This is a genomic window from Echinicola salinicaeni, assembly GCF_014280965.1.
Classification (GTDB): Bacteria; Bacteroidota; Bacteroidia; order Cytophagales; family Cyclobacteriaceae; genus Echinicola; species Echinicola salinicaeni.
In genome coordinates, this window is record NZ_JACODZ010000004.1 from 165,888 (window position 1) to 191,484 (window position 25,597).

The window sequence follows — 25,597 nt, forward strand, 5'->3', positions numbered from 1 at the left end:
TTTGTTTGTTCATTATAGAAAAACTGTAGCGAGTTTATTTTTAAGGCATTTTTTAGATTTCCAAAACTTAGATATTATAGTATATTTGGATAATGCTTAATCTCAAATTGGATTGAATGAAATATTTTCTACTTGTTTTAATCGCATTTGTTTCCTTTTCTTCATGTGTAAGTAATAAGCGGTTAAATTATTTGCAAAATTTGCCTGGAAATGAACCTATTGAATTGGAAGAGTTTATTCCTTATGCTGAAGTAGATTATGAATATATTTTACAGCCATATGATGTGGTAGATATTGATTTTGCCTCTTCAGATGAGGAGCTGACAAAGGTGTTTGAATATCAGGGATCCCGCAGTGCTAGAGGTGGAGGAGCCAGTGGTGGAGGTGATATCTTCTATTTTACTGGTTATAGTTTAGATAAAAACGGGATGGTCCGGATTCCTAAATTGGGACAAATCAAAATCAGTGGATTAACCGAGGAAGAGGCCAGACAAAAAGTGGAAGATAAAATCAATGAATATTTCAAAGAGGAGGTATATGTTCGCTTAAGAACCGGCGGAATCAGGTTTACTACATTAGGGGAATTTTCGAGTTCTGGAACCAAGGTTATTATGAAAAACAGGGCCACCATATTTGATGCACTGGCGATGGCAGGGGAAAGTAATATTTTGGCCAAAAAGAATGAGTTGTTTTTAATCAGACAATATGACGGAGGAACGAAAATTCACCAAATTAACCTGAATGACCGGGCACTACTAGCATCATCCTATTATTTCATACAACCTAATGATATTCTATATTTACAACCAATGAATATTAGACAGGTTGGGGATGCCAATAACCTGACTACAGCATTGCAATTAACAATTGGATTAATTTCTTCTGTGCTGTTTTTTATAGCATTGACTAAATAAAAATGATAGACCAACAAGACATATCGAAGTTTGAGGAAGAGGTCAAACCAATTGATATAAAGTATTACTTGATCAAGTATTCCAGGTACTGGCCTTTGTATGTTTTGAGTATAGCGATAGCTATGACGATGGTGTTTTTATACCATAGGTATACTGTGGAGCGCTATGAAGTACAGGGGAGTATTTTGATCAAGCGTAATTCTTCTCCGGAGGTAAGGATTCTGGACAGGTCCAATATATTCTCTGGAATGAACAACCTGGAAAATGACATCTTGGTTTTTACTTCAAAAAACCTAGCAGCTGAGGCACTGAAAAAATTACATTTTGATGTGAGTTATTTTGCATCTACGAACATTAAAGAGGTAGAGTTATATGATAAATCTCCTATAAAGGTTCATGTGGACTGGAATCATATTCAGCAGGAAAATAGTTTGATACAGCTTACCAAGGTTGCTGAAAATGAATTTGTTTTAAATAAAGAAGAAAAAAGTTGGGTCAATTATTTTTCTGCAAAGGCAAGAGGTCCCTTTGATGAAGAGATTTTAGATAAGTCCTATAAGTTTGATGAGGTGATTGCTTCCAATCGCTCAAAGTTCTGGGTGGAGGAGTTGCGCCCTTTACGGATAGGGGAGAAACTTTCCTTTGTTATTCATAACCCAACCTCGTTAATCGATCATTATGCCAATGCAGTTTCTGTAAGGCCCCAGAATAATTATGGTTCTGTATTGAGGGTGACTTTGGTTTCGACTATTGTTGAAAAGGGAAGAGACTATGTCAATGCTTTGATGGATTCCTATATTGAACATGATCTTAAAGAAAAGAACTTAATGTCCGAAAACACCCTTAAGTTCATCGATGAGCAAATGTATATTGTAGAGGATTCCCTTAGGTCGGTGGAAAAAAGGATGTTGGATTTTAAAGTGGACAATCAACTGCTCGATGTAAATTCAGAATTTGGTGGGGTTTTGGGCAAAATACACCTTCTGGAAGAGCATATCCAAGAGCTGGAATTTGAATTGGGGTATTTTAAATCTTTGAAGAATTATCTTGACGATAGGTCAGAGGATTATAGTAAGGTACTGGCGCCTTCTATGATGGGGATAAATGATGGCTTGTTGAGCGGAATGACTCAGTCATTGATGGATATTTCCATGGAGAGAAGGAAACTATTGTCCGCAGTCAATGAAAACCATCCTGATGTCCTGAAGCTGGATAAGCAAATAGAAAGATTACGTGAGAATATCTATGAAAATATCCGTAATCTGGTAGCCAATACAGAAGAAAAAAGAGCAACAGCAAAAGCTAAATTAGCAGAACTTGATAGGGAGTTTTCTCAGCTGCCTCAGGCAGAATCCAATTATACTAATATCTATAGAGAGTATAAGCTAAGGGAAAATCTATACAATTATTTATTGGAAAAGCGAGCAGAAGCTGGGATTGCCAAAGCTTCCAATGTCTCAGATAATTCCATAGTGGATTATGCAAGAAGAGGAAGTTTGATCTTTCCTCAAAAATCTCAAAACTATGGACTGGCCTTTGGTTTGGGCTTTTTTATTCCGCTGGGCTTATTATTGTTATACCATTACTTGAACAATAAGATAATGGACCAAATCCAACTAAAGAACTCCATTAGAATTCCGCTTCTTGGAACCATTGGCTTTAGTGAGAAGGATACGAATATGTTGGTGGCCGAATATCCCAAGGCTATTGTTTCTGAATCCTTTAGGTCTTTGAGGTCAGCGCTTTTTTATATTGCCAGTGAAAAGAAATGTAAAAGGATTTTAGTAACCTCAAGTATTTCAGGAGAAGGAAAAACCTTTGTGAGTTTGAACTTGGCCTCAGCGATGGCCTTGAGTGGAAAGAAAACATGTATCTTAGGGATGGACCTTAGGAAGCCAAGAATCTCCCAGTATGTGGGGGTAAGTAACCGAAAAGGGTTATCTTCTTATTTGGTAGATAAAGCGACCAAAGAGGATATTGTACAGCCAACCAAATATGATAATTTGTATTTTGTTCCATCAGGTCCTGTTCCTCCTAATCCTTCTGAGCTTCTTTTAAAAAGTAAGTTGGAAGATTTAGTCAATGAACTGGAGCAGGATTTTGATGTGATAATCATGGATACCCCACCTTTGGCACTGGTCTCTGAAACTATGGATTTATTGAGGTTCTCTGATGTAAACCTTTATATAGTGAGGCAGGACTATACACATAAGAAATACCTTTTAATGATTAATGACCTTTACGCGAACGATCAAATAAGAAATTTTTATTGTGTGTTCAATGGTTTAAAAGCTGGTGGAGATGTTTATGATTTTGGAGGTTATAATTATGGTTATGGATATAATTATTCGTATATCAGAAAAAACAAATACACAGGAAATTATTATGAGGAGGAGAGCAAACCTGCAAAATCAAGTTGGATAGGAAGAATACTTTCCATATTCAGGGTTTAATTCAGAGGGGAGGTTTTTGAGGCATTATAGGTTTATTGCATAGTCTTTTAGCCCTAAGGTGTTTTGTCATCCAAGACTTTAAATAGGGTGCTTGCTTTTAAGAGGCATTCATCATATTCGTAAGTAGGATCTGCATCGTAAGTGATGGCACTGCCCGCAGCAAAGAATAATTCTTTGGTGTTTTTGTCTATTATAATACTCCTGATAATGACACTTAAATCAAAATCTCCATTTTCTTTGATATAGCCTACAGCACCGCTGAACCAGCCTCTTTTGAAGTTTTCGTATCGATCAATTAATTCCATACATTTGATCTTTGGAGCACCTGTCATGCTGCCCATAGGGAAAGTATGGGCGATGATTTGATCAAAGCTTGTATTGGCCTTGATGGTGGAGGAAATGGTAGAGATCATTTGGGATATTTGCTTAAAAGGGTAGATGCCAAAAAGTTCTTCTACCTTGACAGTTCCAGGGACTGAGATTTTTGCAAGATCATTCCGCATCAGATCAACAATCATCAGGTTTTCAGCTCTTTCTTTTTCACTGTTTCTTAATGTTTCCTGAAGCTCTTGGTCTTCCTCATTGGTTTGTCCACGCCTGATCGTTCCTTTGATAGGCTGGGCAGTAAGTTTTGTACCTTCTTTTTTTAGAAATCTTTCTGGTGAAGCTCCAATGATGAATTGTTCCTTAGCTTTGAAAAAACTACTGAAGGGCATTGGTGATAAGCGCTGGAGTTTCAAAAATATGGAAAGTGGGTCAAGTTGTTCAAATAGGGCATTAAATGCTATACAGTAATTTAACTCATAAATGTCACCTTCAAGAATGTGGTTTTGAATACTTTTTACATTCTTGATATAATCTTCTTTGGAAGTGTTTGCGATTATTTTTTTGATCTGAGTTTTACGGTATATTGGTTGAAATCCATTGATTTGTTCTATGATGGCATCTGGATTGTCATGGCAAATAGTGATTTCATTTTCACTATATGAAATGATTAATTCTGCCAAGAAGACTGAGGTTTCAGGACAATTTACAAAAGCTTGATTTTCACTTTTAAGCCTTTCAAATTTGTTTTTTAGATCATAACTGAAGATTCCGGCTTTTGGGCCTGGGAAACTTTCTGGATCATTCCAGTTTATTGATGAATTTCCAGCATATAGAATATGATCAAAGCCACCCTTTGGATATCGGATTTTATTGGGGTTGTGATAGGAAAGAAAAAGGTGGTTTTCGCAGGCCCATGAGATTGATTTTTTTAATAATCCGGGATGAATGGGATAAGCCTTTATTTTTTTCTCTTTCATAAGCCAAAAATAAGGGAAAGGATACAAAAAAAGAGGAACTCCATGGAATTCCTCTTTTTATTATTTGCGGTTAACTAGTATTAATTTGCTTTAATTTCAAAGCCAACATTTACCGTGTTGTAAATGAATTTGTCTTTAGCTTTGTCAACTGCGGTGCTTTCGTCACCATAAGATAAACCCCAGTCGGTTCTGTCAATATTAAATCCAGCTTTTGCAGAAACCGATCCGTCTTCAATTTTAACTGAAGCAGGGAATTTGATGTTTTTAGTAGTACCTCTCATAGTAAGGTTGCCGCTGATCCAGTGAGTAGGGGCTTCTACCATTTGCTCACTAAGTGATTTAGGTGTAAACTCAGTTTTGAACTCTTCTTTGTCTTCTATTTCAGCATCAGCTGTGAAAGGCTCCACTGATGTTACCTCAAAAGTGGCCTTAGGATGGTTAGCTGCATCAAAGAAATCAGGAGACTGAAGGTGTCCATGGAGTTTTCCATAGCTTTCTTCAGTTTTTTCCATATCATGAATTTCTAGGGCAGTGATGTCAAAAGTAAACTCACCACCAGTGATATTAGATCCTTCTATACTGATTTCCCCTTCAGTAACAGGAATAATACCATAATGTTTTCCAGCTGGCTTGTATCCAGTCCAAGAAACTTTACTAGCAGTTTCATTGACATTGATTGTTTTGCCTGTAGCTTTAGCTACTTCTTTAGCTTCAGAGGTTTCTACTGTTTCACCTTTTTGACCGCAAGAAGCTACCAATAGTGCCCCTGCAAGAAATAATCCTGATGTTTTAATTAAATTCATAGTTGTTTATATTTATTATGTGTCAAATTTGATGTATATACATGTAAATTTAAAATTAATAAAAAAGGTTCATTGTGTAATGAAAAAAACTAGATTTGATTTTAAATATAACGAGGAATTGAATTTGATTGTTTAGAGAAAAGTTATGGCTTTGTTAAAAAAAGTAAATGGAAAATCACCTGAAATGGGTGCTGATTGTTGGTTGGCGGATAATGCGACTGTGGTAGGTGATGTAGTAATGGGGGATAATTGTACCGTCTGGTTCAATGCTGTAGTGCGTGGGGATGTGCATGAAATTAGAATTGGAGAAAACACCAATGTTCAGGATGGTGCTATTATTCACTGTACTTACCAAAAGGCAGGAACATATATAGGGAGTAATGTTTCTATAGCTCATAATGCAATCGTACATGGATGTACGATTCATGATAATGTTCTTATTGGGATGGGAGCTATAGTCATGGATAATGCTATTATTAACAGTGGTGCCATTATTGCTGCAGGGGCAGTTGTATTGGCGGGAACTGTAGTGGAAGCAGACAGTATATATGCAGGGATGCCAGCTAAGAAGGTTAAAGATATTGGTGATGAAATGACGGAGGTAATTGCTAGAACAGCCAGAAATTATCCTGTATACTCTAAATGGTACCAAGAGGAATAAATTAATCTGGGGACATTTTGGGAGTTATTTGACAGCATCTTGCAATTATCTGTAGCCCATTAGCTTCATAATTGCTTTTAGGTCCTGAGATCTTAATATTTCTACATAATAGGAATGATACGGGTAAAAGCGGAAATATACCGGGGTTATTATCTGTATTTCCTGTGGATAACCATCCGGGAGATTGGCCATTGATGGTCCATCCATTCATGGTCATGATATACCCCAAAAACCAAGGTCTTTCGATATCGGCCCTAGTGTATGAGAAACTTACCTCTATATTGTTTTGATAGCTGTCAGTTAAAGTAGTATTGACTTCGGGCCAGCTTTTTGATGCATTCAAGTCTGCAAAATTATAAGGTGTAATATAGGATGGGTGATAACTTGTGTTTGGGTTGTTGACGCTACTCACAGCAGAGGTTCGAAATAGAGCATTGGCATTATGAAGGATATTTACAATCAATGGCGTGTTATCTTCTGTAGCTAATTCTTTTAGCATAGTTGATGGTACACTTTTCTTAGCCAAAGGTAGCTGACGAACAGTTGCGGCAAAACTTCTGGCAAAGGCTTGTTCGTGGTTTCGGGAAAATTGGCTTCTTAAACCTTGAAGAGATTTTATTGATTTGTTCGTGGTTGATGAGGTGGCTTTTCCACTTATGATGTTGTCTGCTATTTCTAATGATATTTTTCGTTCTAGCTCGAGTAATGATTCTCGTTCTTGGGAGAGCATAAGATCCTTTTTGGTATCGATTTTTTTTTGAATCCGGTTGCTTGTTAAGCCCTTATCGTTTAGCGTGTTTTGAAAGGTGCTTACTCTAGTGTTGGTCCTAGAAGCGATTTCTTTTGTCAATTCGACTGGGCTGGCATTGAGAATAATGTTGCCATAGATACTTTCTATTGAGTTTGGACTAGGGGTGAAGTTCTTGCTCAATAAAGGTATGGGATTGACCAGTTTGGATATATTTTCAGTGGCAGACATCAAGCCCTGAGGGTGATTAGCAGACCAAGGGTTGGCATATTGGGAGTCATCTAAAACTTCAGGAGGCCAAGAAAATAGAAATTGAATTTGATCTCCTTTAACTCCTCCAAAGGAACCTTGGGAGAAGCCAGAAGTAAATAAGTTTTCTAGTTTCTTTTGAATCAAAGGATCATTGAAGATGGACATGAGAAAAGTGTTTGGTGAAGAAGAAAAAAGAAACTAAAATACGGTCCACTGGAACCGTATTTTAGTATGTTGAGTAGGTTTAACTTTAGAACAGTCAGTTTTCAAATTCTAAAGGTTTCTGTTTTATTTTTCCATGGCTGCAGTGCTTGACTGCTTACTGCTTTTTCCTGAGCCATTTTTTGGCGGAGCAAAAGGTACCAATTCATTGATCCATCCGATGATTTGAAGTCCGTCATTGGAAATTGTACTTCCATCGAAGGAGGAATTGAACTTTTTGTCAGTGCTGCCGTGTGAATAGGAACCGCTTATAGAAAAAGGCCCCCAACCAAAGCTAGCAGATGTGCTCAGTTTGCTTTCTACCAATGAAGAATCTTCATGAGAGAAATCTGCGCTTATTTTGACATCCCTTACTGCGATAAATGAGGTAGGAAGTAAAGGGAAAGGCGTATTCAATGGTTGTTCCCTGGTTCCATCAGATAAACCTCCTGGCTCATAAGCTTCACCTAAGTTCCATCCTTTCATCGAATATAGTAAGTGATTGTACCATGGTCGGTCGATATCAACTTTACAAAACTTGAAGGATACCTTTAGGTTTTTTGTGTCGCTGGACATTTGGTGGTGGCTATCTTCTTTGTTGAAGCTACCTCCTACACTCCATAATCCCCAACTTGCCTTTCCTCCAGCACTTATTTTGGTGAAATCAGAGTGCTCAGAAGTGTGGATTTCATTGGAATCGATTGTTATTTCTGTCCATTCTTCAGCTGCATTAGGAGCAAACCAGTTGGCAGGCATAGCATAAGATGGATACCAAGTTTTGTTCGGATCCACTATACCTGCTCTTCTATAAGCCTCGAATGTTTCCCTTGCTTGTTTGAAGGCGACACCAACTTGATTATTGGAGGATTGGGCCAAGGTGGCCAACATGTCTTCAACTTTGGTCTGCTGAGCATTGATTAGATCTTCATAGGCGGACCTAACATTCGATTGATAGGTGGGGCCTATAAGAGACCATTTTCTTTGATCTTCAGGGTTGGACATATCCAATTGAAAATAATTTGACATTAATGATGCTACAGCATTATTATAGGCTTTTAATTTTCTCTTGTAGTTTTGGTAAACTGGAGAATCCACCTTTACGGTAATTGGCTTTCCTTCATCATTGTAGGTGGTACCATCTGTATGTAAGAAATTGAATGCTTTTTCATAAGCAGCTTTTTCTTCTGGACTTTCTGGTGGTGGCACCACTTGGGCATTAACCGTCAGGTCATAAACCTTTGTCAATCTATTTCCGTTTTGGCTGGAAATAGGATTGATAGACATGAGGTTATCCGCCAAGGTGGAGAAATTTTCTGTGGAAGCTGGACTCCCTTTAGGATTGTTTGGGCTTTGAGGGTTGGCAAATTGGCTGATATCTATTTGCTGACCCGGCCAGTTCAAACTTAAATAAGTTTGATCCGCTTGACTTGTTGCGGGACCTTGGGTTCCTTCAGGCGGATTCGTATAAGCACTAAAAAGCGTATCATAAATTGCTTGGAGCATTCTTGAATTTTGATCAGGCATGACTTAAATTGTTTATTGGTAAAAATTTAGTTTATGTGCCCTAACGTCATGGGCAAAAATATTTTCCGGAAAACTGTATGTACCAATTGGTCCTTATTACTTAATCTTATGATTCAAAAGTCATTAATTATTTTTTGCCTTAACAGCGTAAAAATACCAGAATACGTTTTCAGGTATAAACACCTGTATGACAGTGTTTTTTGTTGTTCTTATGTAGATAAGTGTAAAAAAGTATAGGTCAGCAGTACTTGGTCAAATTAGTCAAGCTTCCCGATTTTGTAAGGAGTTTTTTGGAAACTATAAATCAAATAAAACAATGTTGGTAAAATGAAAATGCTTCCGACGAGTAATGCAATGCCCAGACTATTTAATGTAGCAGGCCCTGCAGCAGCATTTTCAAGGGTAAGTGTGGAATTTTTCATCCGAATGAAATCAGGATACTGACTACTAAAAAGGGTAAATAGTATCATGGTAACCTGAAAGCCTGTTAAAACTCTTAGGCTGTTTACCTTACCTTTTTTGAGTTGAATCCAAGAGAAGGGCAATGAAAGCGAGGCCGCAATCAAGGCCATTAAGCCCAATGGATGTTGTAATAATTGTCGAGCAAGTGAAAGGCCTTCCAATTCTCCAGCAAGAAAAACTAAACCTCCCATGATTACGGTGAGGATATTCATCCTCAGGGCTTTTTTTCTGAAGATTTCCCTATCCTCGTCTGTGTCAGCTTCTCCAATTAAATAAATGGCAGCTAGCAATCCACATATTACTACTGTAAAAATACCCACTGAAATGGGAAATATGCCTAGCCATGGATCAATATATGCGGAAACGAAGTCGGTGGCATTTGGGTCGATTCTTCCTGATATCACCGAACCTGCTAAAATTCCAAGAAACAAGGGTGTCATAAAGGAAGAATATACGAATATCACATTGTAAATTTTTTGAAAATGATCTTTAACAGCATCATAATGCCTGAAAATAAAGGCTGTTCCTCTAGCGATGATACCTATTAACAATAATGAAAGCGGGATATGAAGGTATACTGAAACAGTGGTATAAATCTCTGGAAATCCCACAAAGAGAATGACTATGGCAATGATTAACCACATATGGTTGGCCTCCCAAATAGGGCCGATAGCTTGGTATGTCAATAGCCTGGTCTGTTCTTTTTTTGAATCTTTGGTAAATAGCTCAATAATCCCTGCTCCAAAATCAGCTCCACCAAACAGCAGGTAAAAAAGAATGGAGATATATAAAAAAGCAATGACTACGTATAGCATGTTTTTACTGGTTAAGAGGAAGTGAAAGGTCTTGGTCTTTTTCTAGGTTGTTAATTTGCCTGATAAGTAATAATGAGACAATAACAGCCAGTGATAAATAAATTACTGTATACAATATAAAGGAATAAACTATTCCTGGCATGGGTGTTACAGCTTCATTGGTTCTCATAATCCCATAAAGTATCCAAGGCTGTCTGCCCAATTCCGTGACAAACCAGCCTGCTTCCACAGCAATAAAGCCTAATGGAGTCATCATGGCTAAAAGTCCAAGATATTTTTTTGAATAGATATAGCTTTTCTTTTTCCAGTTTCCGAATAGCCAACTTATTCCTACGATCATCAAAATGGTTCCACAGGCCACCATAATTTGGAATGCAAAATGAGTTATCAGTACAGGAGGATGTTCATCTTGCGGAATTTGGTCCAATCCAGTTACTTCAGCATTGAAGTCGCCGTGGGCCAAGAAGCTTAAAGCACCAGGGATTTTAATGGCATAATTGACAGTTTTCTTTTCTTCATCAGGAATTCCACCTATAATCAAAGATGCCTTTTTTTCTGTATGGAAGTGGGCTTCCATGGCTGCTAATTTTGCAGGTTGTCGCTCAGCAACGTCTTTTGCAGAGAGATCGCCACTCAGCGGTTGTAGGATGGCAGCCACAGCTCCTATGGTCAAGGCGATTCTAAGTGCGCTTTTATGGATTTCTTTGTTTTTGCCTTTGATCAACATGAATGCATGGATTCCTCCGACAGCGAAACATGTGGCTACAAAAGCTGCCAAGACCATATGTAGTGCTTGTGTAAACCAAGCATCATTGAACATGGCCGTGATAGGGTCTATATTAATATACTCACCGTTTACAAAATCAAAACCTGCTGGGGAATTCATCCATGCATTGGCAGCGACAACCAAGATGCCGGATGCCAATCCACTGAGTCCAACCACTACTCCGGTAAACCAGTGAAACCAGGGATTAAACTTTTCCCAACCATAAAGAAAAAATCCCAAAGCAATAGCTTCAATAAAAAATGCTGTTCCTTCCAAAGAAAATGGCATACCAAATATTGGGCCTGCATGTTTCATGAATTCCGGCCATAATAAGCCTAGCTCGAAGGAAAGCATTGTGCCTGATACTGCTCCCGTAACAAAGAAAATAGCAACACCTTTGCTCCAGGCCTTGGCGAGGATTTTATATTTGTCTTTTCCAGTTTTTAGGTATTTGTAATGAGAAATGGCCATTAAGAATGGCATGATCATTCCAATACAGGCAAAAATAATGTGGAAACCCAAGGAAAGGGCCATTTGTGATCTTGCAGCTAATAAGTCATCCATATATGGAAATTGATAAAGAATGAATCCTGCTTGAATTTACGGTTTTTTGCTCTTTGGGTTGGTTTTAGATTTAGAATTATTTAAAGATGATTTGGTATAAAATAAGGTGTTCAGAGCAATTGTTGATTTTTTAGAACCAGTTCTAAGGATTGGATCCGATTGATTTTGCCAGAAGTGGTTTCTATAAAATTATCTACAAAATGGATTTTTTTTGGATTTTCAAATCTTCCTACTGTGTCTTTTACTTTTTTGGATAATTCTAAAATTAAATCTGAACTTGGCTTCTCTGATTCAATCAAAAGAACGACTTGTTCTCCCCATTTAGAATGTGGGGTCCCAGCGATAAAATACCGGGAATTGGGAAGTATTTTGCTCATTATAGAGGAAAGTTTCTTTTCGATTTCTTCGGGTTGAAGTTTGACTCCACCTGAGTTAATAGTGAAATCTGCCCTACCTTTCCAGATAAATTGCTGCTCATTAAGAATTTCAACAAGGTCGTTGGTGTGCAGTTCTTTTAGGGCCATGGGTGCAGCTATGATAAGTCTTCCTTCCTGATCCTGATCGATTTTAACTCCGGGAAGAGTATTATAAATTAATTTGGTGTCTTGAACTATAGGTGCCAAAGCGATGTGAGAAACAGTTTCTGTCATTCCATAGGTTTGATAGGCATTGATTTTCAAACGGCTCAGTTTATCTATAAGTCCTGCTGAAATGGGAGCACCACCGATAATTAAATAATTTATATCCAGGAGTCTTTGGGTAGTCTTGGAATCCCGGAGGGAGTTTTCCACTTGTGAAGGAACCATAGCTACAAAACCAAAGGGGGGATGCTCCAAGAAATCTTTAAGAGGAGAGCCACTTGGCTCAGTTAGATTTAGGTTACAGTTCCATTGCATTGCCCTGACGAGCATCATTTTACCAGCAATCATAGTGGTGTTCAAACAACAAAGTAAATATTGGTCATTAGTTATATTGAAAAAGTGTCCAGTAGCATTTGCGCTGGCTTCCATTTGGCGCCTACTGACCATTACTTTTTTTGGTTTTCCGGTTGATCCAGAAGTTTGAAGTTCAAAGTTTTCTTTGCCATTGAGCCATTCACTGCAAAATACCAAAGATTGGTGATAATATTCGGTGAGATCAGGCCATTGACCAAGTTTAATTTGGTCAAATGAGATTTTATGGTTTTGGATAATAATATGACTCATTTTAATAAGTTATTATTGGACAAATTACATTATTTTAAAAGGCTTTGAAATGAAATTATAGGTAAAAATCTTTTTAGATATCATTCATTAAATGATAATGAAGCGCAATTAATAATTTTGAGCCTATTATCTTGCGATAAAATTACCTTTTAACCTAATCAATGAGCAAAATGGAATGGAAAGTAGTTAAAGAATTTGAAGATATAACCTATAAGAAATGCGGTGGAGTCGCAAGGATTGCCTTTAACCGTCCAGAAGTAAGAAATGCTTTTAGGCCACAAACCACCAGTGAGCTTTTTGAGGCTTTTTTAGATGCTAGAGAAGATACTTCCATTGGGGTGGTTTTGCTTTCTGCTGAAGGCCCTTCACCTAAGGATGGCGTTTACTCTTTTTGTAGTGGAGGTGATCAGAAAGCAAGAGGGGAACAGGGCTATGTAGGTGATGATGGTATGCATCGCTTGAATATTTTGGAGGTGCAGCGATTAATCCGTTTTATGCCTAAAGTGGTGATCGCAGTAGTGCCAGGTTGGGCAGTTGGCGGTGGACATAGTCTGCATGTGATTTGTGACCTGACCTTGGCCAGTAAAGAACATGCGATTTTTAAACAAACAGATGCCGATGTTACTAGCTTTGATGGTGGTTATGGATCTGCCTATTTAGCTAAAATGGTAGGACAAAAACGGGCAAGGGAAATATTCTTTCTAGGAAGAAATTACTCCGCTCAGGATGCCTATGAGATGGGGATGGTCAATGCGGTGATTCCACATGGTGAGCTTGAGGATACGGCGTTTCAGTGGGCGCAAGAAATATTAGAAAAGTCTCCTACATCTATAAAAATGCTGAAATTTGCCTTTAATCTTACCGATGATGGAATGGTAGGACAGCAAGTTTTTGCTGGTGAGGCGACCAGGCTGACCTATATGACTGAGGAAGCCAAAGAAGGCAGGAATGCTTTCCTTGAAAAGAGGAAGCCAAACTTCAAGGATGTAAAATGGATACCTTAATGTGAATATTGAACAAGCCAACACAAAGAATAAAATGTGTTGGCTTATTTTATTGCAAGTCTTCTTTGAGTATATGTTTGAAATTTTTTAGGATTTGTGCATTCTTAACACTGTCAGATTGGATCTCTAGAATTTTTGGTCGGATAGATGGATGATAAAATTCTTCCAGTGCTTTCTCTAAGGTCACTTCATCTTTTGCAGTGTAATATTTGAAATTGAAATCTTTGGCCAGGTTTTCTGCTTGAAGTGCTTGTTTGGTTTCAAAGAATTCTTCAAGTTCTGCTTGTTTGCTAGGTCCGTCAATTAACCGAAATATTCCCCCAGATTGGTTATTTAAAAGTATAATTCTAAGGTTATTGAAGGCGTAATTATGCCAAAAGGCATTTCGGTCATAAAAGAAAGCCAAATCTCCAGTAACCAAGGACACAAAGTCTTTTGTTGTAAAGGTACATCCGACTGCTGTACTGTTAGAGCCATCGATTCCACTGGTTCCTCGATTGCAAATAATTTCTTGCTCTCTTGGGCCTAAGAAATTGACGTAGCGAACAGACATGCTGTTAGCCAGGTGCAGTTTGGAGTTTTTTGGGATGTGTTTCAGTATTTTGTAAATGGCTTTGAACTCTCCGAAATCGATGTTTTCAAGTGCGTCCGCCATTTTAGAATCAATCGCATTATTAGCCTCATGCCAAGCTTGGTAAAATGCTTGATTGGCATGATCAAGGTGTTTATTCAAGAAATTCAAAAACTGGTTTATATCACAATAAATATATTTAGATAAGCCCTGATAGGTGTCAGGCACTTCGCCGTTAGGCTGAATGTGCCAATGGTCTGCATTTGATTCTCGTAAAAATAATTTAAGTGACTTTGAAATAATCGATTTACCAAAGCTAATGATCAGGTCAGGTTTCAGAGATTTCTTGTCAGTAAAAGATATAAACTGATCATGGAAATTTATGGTTTGCTCTGATTGGAGGTTACTGATTGTATCGGTAACGATTATGGCCTTTTTTGATTTGGAAATATCATCTAGAAGGATCTGAAGCTCCTTATTAGGGCTTTGTTGCCCTGGAACTATCATGATTTTGTTATATGAACCAAGTTGGCTTTTAAGTTTGATCAGGGCTTCTTCTGATAGGATGTTTTCATTGTCTACCTGTTCAACCAAACGAACATCTGAACTATAATCAAATTTTTCGTTTTCAGCTGGGTAAAACGGTTCTCTAAGGGGTATGTTTATATGGACAGGGCCTGCAGGGAAACTTTGTGAAATATTGATGGCTTCATTACTGATTCGATTTGCATGCCAGGCTTTGTCCTGATGCGAGAACTCATCTGGGAAGCTATAGTCTTTTTTGATATGCCTTCCATAAATTTTCTCCTGTCTAATAGTTTGTCCGTCCCATTGATCGATCCACTCCGCTGGTCTGTCAGCGGTTATGATAATTAAAGGGATTTGCTGAAAAAACGCCTCAGCGACTGCTGGAGCATAGTTTAGCGCTGCGGTACCACTTGTGCAGACCAGGACTACAGGTTTTTTTAGCTGTTGTGCCATTCCCAAGGCAATGAATGCTGCAGACCGCTCATCTGAAATGGTTCTACAGTGAAGGTCTGGATGTCTGGCAAAAGCTAATGTGATTGGGGCACAGCGAGAACCAGGTGAAAGAATAATGTTTTTGATGCCTTTTTTGGCACAAATATTCGCAAGATCGATAAGTGGTTGAATGATCAAAGTAGCTGCTTATTGAATGAATTTACCAATGATTTCGCATTTTAGGGAGGTCTCCTCCCATTCCTTTTCTGGATTGGAGTCTTCGGTTACTCCTGCACCGGCATATAGGATTACCTCGCCATTTAAAATTTGAGCCGTGCGAAGATTGACATAGATGGAAGTTTGGTTTTCTATGTTGACGGGGCCTATAAAACCCGAAAAGAATGATCTGTCAAATCTTTCATGTTTTTGAATAAAGTCCATTGCTTTATCCTTGGGGGTTCCACAGACGGCTGAGGTAGGATGTAGTAGTTTGAGCATGACTGCCCCGAGTTGGGGGAAGTTAGTGGCTTCCATGTCTACTCTGAAATCAGATCTTAGATGAAGTAAATTACCCGCCAAAACCGTTTTTGGTCCGTTTTCTTCATATTCTCTCAGTCTGATCTTTTTAAAGTTGTTGACAATATACCTGCTCACCAAAGCTTGCTCTTCAATTTCTTTTTGAGTCCATGCGGCATTTTTTATTGGATTATCTCCCTGGGCCTTTTGAGTCCCGGCCAGTGCCATGGTATAGAAATGTTTTCCCTCTGTTTTGATCAAAATTTCAGGGGTAGCTCCAAGCCAAGTCCCTATATCAGGGATATGGAAGAAGTTGACAAAGGTATTTGGATAAGCTTTGCAAAGGTCTAAAAATGTCTTGACCAAATCAAAATCCGCCTTAGGTTTTACCTTTTTAACTCTAGAAGGGACTACTTTTGCGATCTCTCCTGCATTAATGGCAGATATACCAGATTCCACAAAATTAATGAAGGTTTCCTTTGACGAAGAAACTATGTCATATTCGGATTTATGGGGATGGTTTTGTCTCCAGAAATTTTTGATAAAATCTTTTATTTCTGTTGGCTGAGTCTTTTTGGAATGAAATGTCTCATCAAGGTCTTCGGTTGATATAGGTAAATCTAGATCAAACTTTATATAATCTGAAGCTTGTAGAAAATAGGCTTTGTTGTCATTTTGGGGAGAAAAAGTGTGGGCTATAAAACCTGCCGGAAGTTGGTCCAGGTCTAAATCCACTTTTTTTACTTTTTCAGTTTTGTCTACAATAAGCTGTACGGCAGAACTCTTGGGTGATTTCCAAATGGCAATTTGATGACCTCCTTTCAGCGCATCATAAAGCCTCAATGCGATGAGTTCCTCTTGGGAAATGGTCTTTGGTTGGGCGGTTGATATATCCATTGTTATTTTTTATCCAGGACTGCTATGGTGATCCTGCTAATACAAACTAAAGTATTTGAATCAGTATAGATCTTAATTTCCCAAACATGTGTCTTTTTACCAATATGAAGTGGTTGGGCGATCCCTCTGACTCTTCCATCTTTAACGGGTTTGAGGTGATTTGCGTTTATTTCCAGTCCCACACAATATTGCGTGTCGGTGTCGATACAGCACATTGCGGCGACACTTCCTAGCGTTTCAGCCAGAACCACACTGGCTCCCCCATGTAACAATCCAAAGGGTTGTTTTGTTTTATGGTCTACAGGCATGCTAGCCTCGATAAAATCTTCGCCTATTTTTGTGAATTGAATATCTAAGTGTCCGGGCATGCTGTCCTGACCCAAGTTATTCAAAAAATCGACATCGAGGTTTTGATTAAATATCATGTGTTTTAGAATAAAAACGTTTTCTTTGAAAATTGTTAACAAAAATACGGAATCTTGAGTACTAAAAAAATCTACCTAGTCCGTCATGGACAGACGGATTACAATTTAAAAGGAGTGGTGCAGGGCAGTGGGATAGATGCCCCGATAAATGAAATGGGACAACAGCAAGCTGAGGCCTTTTATGATGCCCATAAACATATCAAATTTGATAGAATTTATTATACAGGCCTTCAAAGAACAAAGCAGTCTATTGCTCAATTTTTAGAAAATGGAACACCCTATGAGTCAGTTGTAGAGTTCAATGAAATCAGCTGGGGGAAATATGAGGGAGTGCCTATGAGCAAAGAGGAGCATAGTTATTATCAAAGTATGCTTCAGAAATGGTCTGACGGAAATTTGGATTATAGCATTGAAGGAGGTGAGTCTCCAAATCAAGTGTACGAGCGTTTAAAGAAAGGGCTCGATTATGTTATGGAGCAAGATGGTGAGACCATTTTGATCTGTATGCACGGTCGTGCCATGAGGGTAATGCTAAGCTTGATGTTGGAGTACGACCTGAGATTTATGGATGTGTTTGAACACCATAATTTAGGGTGTTATGAATTAACACATTTAGAGAACGGTCGTTTCAGAATGGATCGCTACAATAATGTAAAGCATTTAAAACTTAAAGGACTGATTTGATTGCTTTCACCTGCTTTTTATCTAATGAAGCATAGAAGCTATTTAGCAAGTCTTTATAGCTTTCTTTAGATTCGCTTAAGTCAATAATCCTAAAAGCTACTTCCTGTAATGGTTTTTCGGTGGTTTTGTTGATTTGAACCATGGTTTGTCCAAATTGGCATTTGTCAAAATCACAATCAGGAACCTTGATGAATAGAACAGCATCAGAATTGCCGTTATAGGTTTTGGTGTCAAATTTTTCAAAGAAATTTAATTCAATGAATTCAGGGCTTGATTTAAGTTCTTTTAATTCCTTTTTACTGAAAATAACAACGAAAGTTTTTTCTTCTGATGCTTTACAGAAAACGGCAGAAGTAATGAGGGTGAATAGGGTAATTAATAATAAATGCTTCATGTAGAAATATATAAAATTAATTACGACTAATCAAGTGCTCGACCTTCAATTGTGTAATAAAAGTTTCTGGAACACTTAAAATAAGAACTCCTAAATTATTAGGATTTGTCAGAGAAGTTGTTCTAAGCAGAAAAGAAAAAGGCTGTCAAAACTGACAGCCTTTTTTGTTATTTTTTGCTTCTTGCTTTTGTAGCTCTTTTTTTCTTTGGAAGTGTTTCATCTTCGATTTCGTCAGCGACGTCAGCTAAGATTCTTCCACAGTGCTCACAAACGATGATTTTTTTCTTTTCTCTAATATCAGCTTGTCGTTGGGGAGGGACAATATTAAAGCAACCGCCACAAGCGCCTCTTTTTACTTCAACAACTGCCAATCCGTTTTTGGCGTTGGCACGAATCTTTTTATAAGACTTGATGATTCTTTCTTCGATCTTTTTCGTGGCTTTTTCACGTTCAGCTTTCAGTTTTGATTCTTCTGCTTCACTTTCTGCTACGATTGTATCAAGTTCTTCTTTCTTCGTGTCAAGATCTTTTTTTCTGTCCTTTAAGGTCTCTTGAAGATCATTTAAGTCTGAGTTTTTTCCTTCAATTCTCGCCTCAGCCTCGCCAATTTTCTTTTTGGAAACCTGAATCTCCAAATCTTGAAGTTCCAATTCTTTGGTGATGGCGTCATACTCACGATTGTTTCTGACGTTCATCTGTTGTTCCTGATATTTCTTGATTAGCTTTTCAGACTCCTTAATAGCTTCCTTATGGCCTTTGATTTCATCTTCAAGGGCTACGATGTCATTGTTGAATTTTTCTAACCTTGTCTCGTAACCAACTATTTCGTCCTCTAAGTCTTGAACTTCCTCAGGAAGGGCTCCCCGAATTTTAAAAATCGCGTCTAAACGGGAATCTATTTTTTGAAGATTATAAATGGCTTCAAGCTTCTGTGCAACTGTACTTTCCATGTACTATATGTAAGTTATGGGATTCGTAATGACTTTTGTCAAATAGAGTGCAATATTACTAAAATTTTGTGACAATATATCCATTAATAACTCTTTTGTGTAAATTTCACTTTCGTAATGGCCGACATCTGATATAACTATCTGATTTTCAGCGTCAAAGAATTCATGGTATTTTATATCTGAAGTGATGAAGATATCCGCCTTTGCCCCTTTGGCTGCTCCAAGTAAAAATATTCCAGCTCCACCACAAATGGCCACTTTCTTAATAGGCTTGTTTCTCAGATGTGTGTGTTTGATGATGTTTAGGTCCATAGATCCTTTCAGATGGAGTAAAAAATCCTTTTCATCCATCGGATTCTCAAGCTCCCCGATCATTCCGGCACCGACTTCTTGAAATTCGTTTTCGGTTTGTTGTAGGTAATAAGCTACTTCTTCATAAGGGTGGGATGATTTTAGGGCAGCTATCACTTTTCTTTGTAGGTGTCCAGGGAAAATTAATTCTATTCTGTTTTCCTCAACGGTCTCAGCCTTTCCCTTTTTACCGATACTGGGATTGGCTTTTTCTGAAGGCAAGAATGTCCCAGTGCCTTGACTGCTAAAGCTACAATTACTGTATTCTCCAATTGAACCCGCTCCCACTGAATAAAGGGCATCTAAGACGTCGTCGGTGTTTTCCAAAGGGACAAATGCTGTGAGCTTCATTAGTAATCCTTTTTTGGGAGCTAATATTTTTGTGTTTTTTAGTCCTATTTTATCACATATTTTTTTGTTGACGCCAGTATGTATATGGTCAAGGTTAGTGTGGATGGCATAAATGGCAATATCATTTTTAATGGCCTTTAGTACTGTCCTTTCGACATAGTTTTTACCTGTAAGGCTTTTTAATCCCTTGAATACTATTGGATGGTGCGCTACAATCATATTACAGCCCAAGGAAATAGCTTCTTCCACTACTGCTTCCGTAACGTCTAAAGAACAAAGAATGCCCTTGACCTTTTCATTTGGGTCCCCAGTAATTAATTGGGCATTATCGTAAGATTCCTGATAGGAGGGTGGAGCTATGCTTTCCAGGTAGGAAACTACATCTCTAATCAAATTAACCATATATTTGTATTTACCTTTTGATTCAAAATTATAAAAAATAAAGTAATGCAGCCCAATCAGTATTTTATGTATCCTTTTTCCCTTTTATATGATGGGATTACCCGTTTGAGGAACAGGATGTTTGATACTGGTCTAAAGAAAAGTGTTGCCTTCGAAATCCCGACTATTGTAGTGGGCAATTTGGCGATTGGCGGTACTGGGAAGACTCCCATGGTGGAGTTTTTTGTTGAGAATTTCAAGGAGTTTCATGAAGTGGCTACACTTAGCAGAGGGTATGGGCGTAAGACCAAGGGATTTATTTTGGCAGGACTTGGCGTAACTGCCGATGAAATTGGGGACGAGCCTTTTCAGGTTTTTTCCAAATATGGCCATGAAATAACTGTGGCAGTTGGAGAGCAAAGAATTCTAGCCATTCCACAGATAATTGTCGAGCGTCCAGCTACTGAATTAGTGATTCTCGATGATGCTTTCCAGCACAGGTATGTTAAGGGTGATTTGAATGTTTTGTTGACGACTTTTCAGCGGCCTTTTTTCAAAGACCATGTGCTGCCTTTGGGTATGCTCAGAGAGCGTCCTGAAGGTGCGGGCAGGGCGGATGTGGTTGTGGTGACCAAATCCCCAGAAACATTGGGTGAGGCCACTAAAAGAGCGTATTTAGAACAAATCCGGCCTTTTGTGAAAAAACATTGTCCAGTGCTTTTTGCAGGGCTTAAATATGGAGAACCATATAATGTTCGTAATAAAGAAAAGGGGGATTTCCGAAAAGTTATTTTGGTCAGTGGTATTGCTAATAATAAATTATTGAAACAATGGGTGTCCAGTAATTATGAGTTAGTTGAAGTATTGGAATACAGTGATCACCATCATTATAATGAAAAGGATATTAAATATATGGTCGAGCAAATAAAACGACATAAGGGAGCAAATCCAGTGCTTCTGACTACTGAGAAAGACGCTGTAAAACTTAATGCCAATAAATTTCTTCCTTATTTGCAAGAAATTCCGATTTTTGCGGTGCCCGTTCAGGTGAGATTTGAGGAAAAGGACAGGGATACCCTGCTGGACATGGCATCAAAAGTCATTAGAAACAAAGCCTATAAAAGTGAAGTGTAAACAGCTATTTGTCTTATTTTTATTCATGTTAATGTTTAGCATGACCGCCTTCGGACAAACGGGGAGAGGGCAAGAGGCTACTGGTGGAAGCGAAGAGGAAGAGCAGCAACAAAGAAGAGGAGGATTGATAGATGATTCCACCAAGATGGTATATGGGCCAAAAACATCCCTTTACTTTCTGGAAGAGAATGTCCGCTTCAATAAAATGGAAAAAACACCCCTTGATACTGGGCTTACCAATTTTCATAATTTCGAACCTGTATTTAAAAGCGGAAACAAATACCAGGACCTGGGCAATTTAGGTAGTGCAGCAAAGCCCGTTTATTATGATCTTCCAGGTAAAATCGGTGCTAGGTCTGGCTTTGATGTTTATGATTTGTATTATAGGTCTCCTGATAGCTTGAAGTATTTCGATACCAAATCACCCTATACTAAGTTGGAAGCTTTTTATGGTGGAGGTAATCGGAATTTGCTGAATGTTGAATTTGCCAGAAATATTACCCCTACTTGGAATGTGGGGTTTAATTTTAATACTGTTAGGGCCAGGAAGACTCTTAACCCAAATGCCAGGGATGATAATATGGCTGAACAAACCAGTTATTCTATTCATACCAATTATCAATCGGATAATGGTAAGTATATGCTTTTGGCCAATTTTTCCAGGATGCATCATAAGGTTTATGAGCAGGGAGGGATTATTTCCCCTGAGGTGGATAGCACATCCTTGTATTTTACTTATGAAGACTCCAAGGTTTGGTTGAGCAATAGTGAGGCTGTAGACTTGAGGCAAGATTATCACCTTTATCAGCAGTTTGAGCTTCTCAAGGGGTGGCAGATTTACCATGTTTCAGATTGGAGAAAACAAGGCGTTTCCTTTGTCTCTGATTTGACTACAAGTGATTCATCTTTTTTCAATCAGTTCAACCAAAATCGTTTTATCAACGAAGATACCACGCGGAATTACCATCGATTTGTTGAGTTTAATAACGAAGCAGGTTTTAAAGGCGATTTTGGGCCGGTGTATTATAATGCTTATGTGAAATACAGGACTGGCTCATTAAGCAGCCCGAATTTTGATAGCGACAATAATTATAATGAATTTTATTTAGGAGGAGCCTTGAGGGGAGAGATTAATGAAAAATGGTCGTTTGAAGCGGAGGGAGAATATTTGGTGCCTGATGGGTATCGCTTGAGAGGGTATTTTATTTCTCCTTATTTGGATGTGACTTATACCAAAGCCTCTTACAAGCCTACTGCAATGCAACAGATGTATCGGGGAAATCATTATCAATGGACCAATGATTTTTCAAATACTGGTGTGGATCAGATAAAAGGTGAGATAAAAGCAGACTTTGCCAAGCTATCTGTCCGCCCTAGCTTGACATTGAATAGAGTAAACAAATACGTTTATTTCAATCAGAGCCAAGAGGCTGAACAGATAGATGGTGAAGCTTATATGGTGATTCCTGGTATAAAAACAAGTTTTAGGTTTTGGAAAAAATTAGTTTGGCAGAGTGAGGTGATTTATACTTCCATTTCTGGAGGTGCTGCTGACAAGTTTAGAATTCCAGAGTGGTATGCAAGAACTAGGCTGTTCTTTGATGGGCCGATGTTTGATGAAAACCTTTTTATTCAATTTGGGCTGGAAGGCCGCTACAAAAGTGATTATTATGCTGAGGCCTATATGCCTGCCACCCAGCAATATTATTTACAGGATGATTTTCTTATTGAGGCCTATCCAGTGGTGGATGCCTTTGTGAATTTGAGGATAAATCGTACCCGGGTACTGTTTAGGTACAATCACGTTAATAGTAATTTGTTAAATGTGCCGGGGTATTTTGTGACTCCGGATTTTACAGGTTTGAAAGGTTCTTTGGATTTAGGCATAAGCTGGTATTTCTTTGATTAAATATTATGAGTTGGGAAGAAAGCACAAAAAACAAAATGTTGAATTTGCAATTGCCTACTGATCCAAGGTGGGTAGATATAGCTTCCATGAACCTGGAAGATATATTGGTAGATCATGCATATTGTGAACAAAAAGCGGCTTCGTCTTGTATCTCTTTGATTCTTCGGTTTCCAGATTTGGAAGAATTGGTGGAGGTGTTGACACCGGTGGTGGCTGAGGAATGGGGTCATTTTGAAAGGGTGATGGAGCAAATCAGGAAGCGAGGATTTAAATTTGGGTTTCCCAGGAAAGATGAGTACGTGATCAAGCTGAACCAATTTGTGCGTAAAGGAGGATCAAGGGTTTCCCAATTGACAGAGCATTTATTGATGAATGCCTTGATAGAAGCTAGAAGCTGTGAACGCTTTAAATTGCTTTGGAAAAATATAGCAGATGAAGAGCTTCAACATTTTTATTATGAATTAATGATTTCGGAGGCAGGACATTATGTGAATTTTTTGGAGCTAGCACGCAAATACCAGGAATATGAATTGGTTGATAAAAGGTGGAAAGAATGGCTGGCTTATGAGGCGGATGTGCTTAGGAATATTGATGTGCGCTCAGATAGGATGCATTAGTTAAGTAACTACTTCTTTTGGTTATTTTTAGAGAAATTTATTGGTATTAGGAGGTTTTTATTCCTAATATGAGCCTGATTTTTATCCAGAAAAGGAAAGATTGAATATGGAATTGCTGGAAAACATTAGAGAAGCGATGCGGTCAATTAAATCAAATTGGCTAAGAACCATTCTGACTGGTTTGATCATTGCTATTGGGATCACTTCCCTTGTGGGGATGCTCACAGCGATAGACGGGATGAAAGCACAGATTGAAGAGAGTTTTTCAGGATTAGGAGCAAATAATTTTGATGTAAGGACTAAGAGAGCGTCAGGTCAGAGGGTGACAAAGGACGGGGTTGCCGAAAAGAGTTATTCTCCAGTAAGTTATCGTGAGGCTTTGGACTTTAAAGAAGCGTATGGCAATAATGGATTGTCCACTGTTTATATAACTGTATCAGGTTCTTCAGAGGTGAAAAGAGGTTCTGTAACCACAAACCCTAATACAAGGATTACAGGTGTGGATGAGAATTATCTATTGATCAAGGGCTATGATTTAGAGCAGGGAAGAAACTTTAGTAATGTAGAAATTCGCTATGGTAATAATGTCTGCATTATAGGGAGCGAAATTGCAGAAACCTTATTTGAGGAAGGAGAAGAGGTCTTAGGGGCTTATGTTTCATTTTTTGGAAACCGGTATACTGTTGTGGGGCTGCTGGAAGAGCAGGGTGCGGTAGGTGGTGATTCCGGGGCGGATAGAAATATCTTTATTCCTGTGGAGAATGCTTCCAGGTTAGATCAAAACGGTACTTTTAGATATACTATAACAGCTTCCACAGCTGATCCTACAAAAATGGATTTTGAAATGGGGCAGGCAATAGGGATTATGAGGAAAGTAAGGCAGGATAGAATAGGTCAGGAGGATTCATTCGAAGTGGTAAAGTCAAATAATGTCGGAGAAAGCTTAGAGGAAGTGGCAGGCTATTTAAGGATTGGAGGTTTTAGTATTGGTTTTATTACTTTGCTAGGAGCATCTGTAGGCTTGATGAATATTATGTTGGTTTCAGTAACAGAGAGAACCCGGGAAATAGGTATTAGAAAGGCTTTGGGTGCCACTCCAAGAAGAATTAGGATTCAATTTTTGATAGAGGCGGTGGTGATTTGTGTGATAGGAGGGGTTTTTGGTGTCTTATTGGGCATGGGAATAGGAAATATTGTAGCAAGTCTAGTTGGTCCAGGAGGTTTTTTAATCCCATGGCTTTGGATGATTCTGGCCTTTATTGTATGTGTTTTAGTAGGTTTGGTTTCAGGGGTTATTCCAGCCATCAAAGCGAGTAGGTTGGATCCTATTGAAGCATTGCGGTACGAATAGATTTATACAATGTCTGTTTTTCGAGGGTCGGGACCATATTCGTTTGTTCCTCTTTGACCTTCTTTGATGGCCAGAAATATGAAACCTATAAGGTTTACAGGTGGTGGAATCAGTAGGTAGAGTGCATATTTCCAATCCATTCCAATATCGTGGAACCTTTTGATTGCTTGCACCATTAATAATACAATGGTGGTGATTAAGAGAATGCCAAAAATCACAAAAGTCAACCAATTATGTTGCTTGATCGATTCGTACATGATCATCAAGCAAAGCAAGTTGATAAAGTAAAATACTATAAAAAGTAACAGGTACTTTCTTCTGGTAATCCGACCAGTTGTCTTGAGAATAGTTTTCATAGCTAGCGTTTTTAAACAATTCTATTTAATTAACAATAAAATACAAATAATTGTTTGCTAAAGCTATGGGTGCA

Annotated in this window: 23 protein-coding genes; 9 read left to right on the forward strand and 14 right to left on the reverse strand. The window is 38.3% G+C overall.

Annotation, left to right across the window (positions count from 1 at the left end):
- Nucleotides 1-116 precede the first annotated feature (116 nt).
- Together H7U17_RS08660 and H7U17_RS08665 are read left to right on the forward strand one after the other, a co-directional pair.
- Nucleotides 117-914 carry a polysaccharide biosynthesis/export family protein gene (locus H7U17_RS08660; RefSeq protein ID WP_186756311.1) on the forward strand — a complete coding sequence of 266 codons (798 nt, stop codon included), beginning with the start codon at nucleotides 117-119 and terminating at the stop codon, nucleotides 912-914.
- 2 nt (nucleotides 915-916) lie between these two features.
- A complete protein-coding gene (locus tag H7U17_RS08665) occupies nucleotides 917-3,367 on the forward strand; it encodes a GumC family protein (protein WP_186756312.1) in 2,451 nt (816 codons plus the stop codon).
- A gap of 53 nt (nucleotides 3,368-3,420) precedes the next feature.
- Here the strand turns inward: H7U17_RS08665 and H7U17_RS08670 are convergent, their stop codons facing one another.
- Both H7U17_RS08670 and H7U17_RS08675 read right to left on the reverse strand, forming a co-directional pair.
- Nucleotides 3,421-4,671 (reverse strand): anthranilate synthase component I family protein, encoded by a 1,251-nt coding sequence (locus H7U17_RS08670; RefSeq protein WP_186756313.1) that lies wholly within the window; start codon nucleotides 4,669-4,671, stop codon nucleotides 3,421-3,423.
- Between the two features lie 80 nt (nucleotides 4,672-4,751).
- The gene (locus tag H7U17_RS08675; RefSeq protein WP_186756314.1) at nucleotides 4,752-5,474 is read right to left on the reverse strand and encodes a YceI family protein; all 723 of its coding nucleotides are present in this window, start codon (nucleotides 5,472-5,474) and stop codon (nucleotides 4,752-4,754) included.
- Between the two features lie 145 nt (nucleotides 5,475-5,619).
- Between H7U17_RS08675 and H7U17_RS08680 the strand changes: the two genes are divergently transcribed.
- On the forward strand, nucleotides 5,620-6,135 hold the full coding sequence (locus H7U17_RS08680; protein WP_186756315.1) for a gamma carbonic anhydrase family protein: 516 nt from the start codon (nucleotides 5,620-5,622) through the stop codon (nucleotides 6,133-6,135).
- Between the two features lies 1 nt (nucleotide 6,136).
- Here H7U17_RS08680 and H7U17_RS08685 read toward each other — a convergent pair whose 3' ends face one another.
- From H7U17_RS08685 to H7U17_RS08705, 5 genes are all read right to left on the reverse strand, one after another.
- Complete coding sequence (locus H7U17_RS08685; protein WP_186756316.1) at nucleotides 6,137-7,300, reverse strand: hypothetical protein; 1,164 nt, start codon at nucleotides 7,298-7,300, stop codon at nucleotides 6,137-6,139.
- A 123-nt stretch (nucleotides 7,301-7,423) separates the two neighbouring features.
- A complete protein-coding gene (locus H7U17_RS08690; protein WP_186756317.1) occupies nucleotides 7,424-8,860 on the reverse strand; it encodes a hypothetical protein in 1,437 nt (478 codons plus the stop codon).
- A gap of 257 nt (nucleotides 8,861-9,117) precedes the next feature.
- Complete coding sequence (locus tag H7U17_RS08695) at nucleotides 9,118-10,137, reverse strand: cytochrome d ubiquinol oxidase subunit II (protein WP_186756318.1); 1,020 nt, start codon at nucleotides 10,135-10,137, stop codon at nucleotides 9,118-9,120.
- Nucleotides 10,138-10,141: 4 nt separating this feature from the next.
- A complete protein-coding gene (locus H7U17_RS08700) occupies nucleotides 10,142-11,467 on the reverse strand; it encodes a cytochrome ubiquinol oxidase subunit I (protein ID WP_186756319.1) in 1,326 nt (441 codons plus the stop codon).
- Between the two features lie 110 nt (nucleotides 11,468-11,577).
- A complete protein-coding gene (locus tag H7U17_RS08705; RefSeq protein WP_186756320.1) occupies nucleotides 11,578-12,672 on the reverse strand; it encodes an AMP-binding protein in 1,095 nt (364 codons plus the stop codon).
- A 170-nt stretch (nucleotides 12,673-12,842) separates the two neighbouring features.
- On the opposite strand from H7U17_RS08705, the gene H7U17_RS08710 reads away from it, so the two are divergent.
- Entirely contained in the window at nucleotides 12,843-13,676 is an 834-nt protein-coding gene (locus tag H7U17_RS08710; protein WP_222439177.1) for a 1,4-dihydroxy-2-naphthoyl-CoA synthase, read from the forward strand.
- Between the two features lie 49 nt (nucleotides 13,677-13,725).
- Here the strand turns inward: H7U17_RS08710 and menD are convergent, their stop codons facing one another.
- The 3 genes from menD to H7U17_RS08725 are packed head-to-tail and all read right to left on the reverse strand — an operon-like array spanning nucleotide 13,726 to nucleotide 17,045.
- A complete protein-coding gene (gene menD, locus H7U17_RS08715; RefSeq protein ID WP_186756322.1) occupies nucleotides 13,726-15,405 on the reverse strand; it encodes a 2-succinyl-5-enolpyruvyl-6-hydroxy-3-cyclohexene-1-carboxylic-acid synthase in 1,680 nt (559 codons plus the stop codon).
- 9 nt (nucleotides 15,406-15,414) lie between these two features.
- A complete protein-coding gene (locus tag H7U17_RS08720) occupies nucleotides 15,415-16,620 on the reverse strand; it encodes a chorismate-binding protein (RefSeq protein WP_186756323.1) in 1,206 nt (401 codons plus the stop codon).
- Between the two features lie 2 nt (nucleotides 16,621-16,622).
- The gene (locus H7U17_RS08725) at nucleotides 16,623-17,045 is read right to left on the reverse strand and encodes a hotdog fold thioesterase (protein ID WP_186756324.1); all 423 of its coding nucleotides are present in this window, start codon (nucleotides 17,043-17,045) and stop codon (nucleotides 16,623-16,625) included.
- A gap of 54 nt (nucleotides 17,046-17,099) precedes the next feature.
- Between H7U17_RS08725 and H7U17_RS08730 the strand changes: the two genes are divergently transcribed.
- Complete coding sequence (locus tag H7U17_RS08730; RefSeq protein ID WP_186756325.1) at nucleotides 17,100-17,729, forward strand: histidine phosphatase family protein; 630 nt, start codon at nucleotides 17,100-17,102, stop codon at nucleotides 17,727-17,729.
- Here the strand turns inward: H7U17_RS08730 and H7U17_RS08735 are convergent.
- The 3 genes from H7U17_RS08735 to H7U17_RS08745 form a co-directional block, all read right to left on the reverse strand.
- On the reverse strand, nucleotides 17,713-18,123 hold the full coding sequence (locus tag H7U17_RS08735; RefSeq protein ID WP_186756326.1) for a hypothetical protein: 411 nt from the start codon (nucleotides 18,121-18,123) through the stop codon (nucleotides 17,713-17,715). The genes H7U17_RS08730 and H7U17_RS08735 overlap by 17 nt on opposite strands.
- 167 nt (nucleotides 18,124-18,290) lie before the next feature.
- The gene (locus H7U17_RS08740) at nucleotides 18,291-19,073 is read right to left on the reverse strand and encodes a zinc ribbon domain-containing protein (protein WP_186756327.1); all 783 of its coding nucleotides are present in this window, start codon (nucleotides 19,071-19,073) and stop codon (nucleotides 18,291-18,293) included.
- Between the two features lie 3 nt (nucleotides 19,074-19,076).
- Nucleotides 19,077-20,177: a Nif3-like dinuclear metal center hexameric protein gene (locus H7U17_RS08745; RefSeq protein WP_186756328.1), complete on the reverse strand. Its 1,101-nt coding sequence runs from the start codon at nucleotides 20,175-20,177 to the stop codon at nucleotides 19,077-19,079.
- Nucleotides 20,178-20,222: 45 nt separating this feature from the next.
- On the opposite strand from H7U17_RS08745, the gene lpxK reads away from it, so the two are divergent.
- The 4 genes from lpxK to H7U17_RS08765 all read left to right on the forward strand — a co-directional run bounded on the left by lpxK (nucleotide 20,223) and on the right by H7U17_RS08765 (nucleotide 25,167).
- A complete protein-coding gene (gene lpxK / locus H7U17_RS08750; RefSeq protein WP_186756329.1) occupies nucleotides 20,223-21,290 on the forward strand; it encodes a tetraacyldisaccharide 4'-kinase in 1,068 nt (355 codons plus the stop codon).
- Nucleotides 21,291-21,330: 40 nt separating this feature from the next.
- Nucleotides 21,331-23,199: a putative porin gene (locus H7U17_RS08755; RefSeq protein WP_230981335.1), complete on the forward strand. Its 1,869-nt coding sequence runs from the start codon at nucleotides 21,331-21,333 to the stop codon at nucleotides 23,197-23,199.
- Nucleotides 23,200-23,204: 5 nt separating this feature from the next.
- A complete protein-coding gene (gene miaE / locus H7U17_RS08760) occupies nucleotides 23,205-23,816 on the forward strand; it encodes a tRNA-(ms[2]io[6]A)-hydroxylase (protein WP_186756331.1) in 612 nt (203 codons plus the stop codon).
- 106 nt (nucleotides 23,817-23,922) lie between these two features.
- Nucleotides 23,923-25,167, forward strand: a complete 1,245-nt coding sequence (locus tag H7U17_RS08765; protein WP_186756332.1) for an ABC transporter permease — start codon at nucleotides 23,923-23,925, stop codon at nucleotides 25,165-25,167.
- Nucleotides 25,168-25,169: 2 nt separating this feature from the next.
- Here H7U17_RS08765 and H7U17_RS08770 read toward each other — a convergent pair whose 3' ends face one another.
- A complete protein-coding gene (locus tag H7U17_RS08770; RefSeq protein WP_186756333.1) occupies nucleotides 25,170-25,523 on the reverse strand; it encodes a DUF805 domain-containing protein in 354 nt (117 codons plus the stop codon).
- Between the last annotated feature and the right edge of the window lie 74 nt (nucleotides 25,524-25,597).

Excerpts from the sequence above, each read along its gene's own strand:
- H7U17_RS08745 (WP_186756328.1), bottom strand. The coding sequence starts at position 20,177 with ATGGTTAATTTGATTAGAGATGTAGTTTCCTACCTGGAAAGCATAGCT.
- H7U17_RS08685 (WP_186756316.1), bottom strand. The coding sequence starts at position 7,300 with ATGTCCATCTTCAATGATCCTTTGATTCAAAAGAAACTAGAAAACTTA.
- H7U17_RS08670 (WP_186756313.1), bottom strand. The coding sequence starts at position 4,671 with ATGAAAGAGAAAAAAATAAAGGCTTATCCCATTCATCCCGGATTATTA.
- H7U17_RS08725 (WP_186756324.1), bottom strand. The coding sequence starts at position 17,045 with ATGATATTTAATCAAAACCTCGATGTCGATTTTTTGAATAACTTGGGT.
- H7U17_RS08675 (WP_186756314.1), bottom strand. The coding sequence starts at position 5,474 with ATGAATTTAATTAAAACATCAGGATTATTTCTTGCAGGGGCACTATTG.
- H7U17_RS08705 (WP_186756320.1), bottom strand. The coding sequence starts at position 12,672 with ATGAGTCATATTATTATCCAAAACCATAAAATCTCATTTGACCAAATT.
- lpxK (WP_186756329.1), top strand. The coding sequence starts at position 20,223 with ATGCAGCCCAATCAGTATTTTATGTATCCTTTTTCCCTTTTATATGAT.
- H7U17_RS08690 (WP_186756317.1), bottom strand. The coding sequence starts at position 8,860 with ATGCCTGATCAAAATTCAAGAATGCTCCAAGCAATTTATGATACGCTT.
- H7U17_RS08770 (WP_186756333.1), bottom strand. The coding sequence starts at position 25,523 with ATGAAAACTATTCTCAAGACAACTGGTCGGATTACCAGAAGAAAGTAC.
- H7U17_RS08720 (WP_186756323.1), bottom strand. The coding sequence starts at position 16,620 with ATGGATATATCAACCGCCCAACCAAAGACCATTTCCCAAGAGGAACTC.
- H7U17_RS08710 (WP_222439177.1), top strand. The coding sequence starts at position 12,843 with ATGGAATGGAAAGTAGTTAAAGAATTTGAAGATATAACCTATAAGAAA.
- H7U17_RS08740 (WP_186756327.1), bottom strand. The coding sequence starts at position 19,073 with ATGGAAAGTACAGTTGCACAGAAGCTTGAAGCCATTTATAATCTTCAA.
- H7U17_RS08660 (WP_186756311.1), top strand. The coding sequence starts at position 117 with ATGAAATATTTTCTACTTGTTTTAATCGCATTTGTTTCCTTTTCTTCA.
- H7U17_RS08765 (WP_186756332.1), top strand. The coding sequence starts at position 23,923 with ATGGAATTGCTGGAAAACATTAGAGAAGCGATGCGGTCAATTAAATCA.
- H7U17_RS08680 (WP_186756315.1), top strand. The coding sequence starts at position 5,620 with ATGGCTTTGTTAAAAAAAGTAAATGGAAAATCACCTGAAATGGGTGCT.
- H7U17_RS08665 (WP_186756312.1), top strand. The coding sequence starts at position 917 with ATGATAGACCAACAAGACATATCGAAGTTTGAGGAAGAGGTCAAACCA.
- H7U17_RS08700 (WP_186756319.1), bottom strand. The coding sequence starts at position 11,467 with ATGGATGACTTATTAGCTGCAAGATCACAAATGGCCCTTTCCTTGGGT.
- H7U17_RS08755 (WP_230981335.1), top strand. The coding sequence starts at position 21,331 with ATGACCGCCTTCGGACAAACGGGGAGAGGGCAAGAGGCTACTGGTGGA.
- miaE (WP_186756331.1), top strand. The coding sequence starts at position 23,205 with ATGAGTTGGGAAGAAAGCACAAAAAACAAAATGTTGAATTTGCAATTG.
- H7U17_RS08695 (WP_186756318.1), bottom strand. The coding sequence starts at position 10,137 with ATGCTATACGTAGTCATTGCTTTTTTATATATCTCCATTCTTTTTTAC.
- H7U17_RS08735 (WP_186756326.1), bottom strand. The coding sequence starts at position 18,123 with ATGAAGCATTTATTATTAATTACCCTATTCACCCTCATTACTTCTGCC.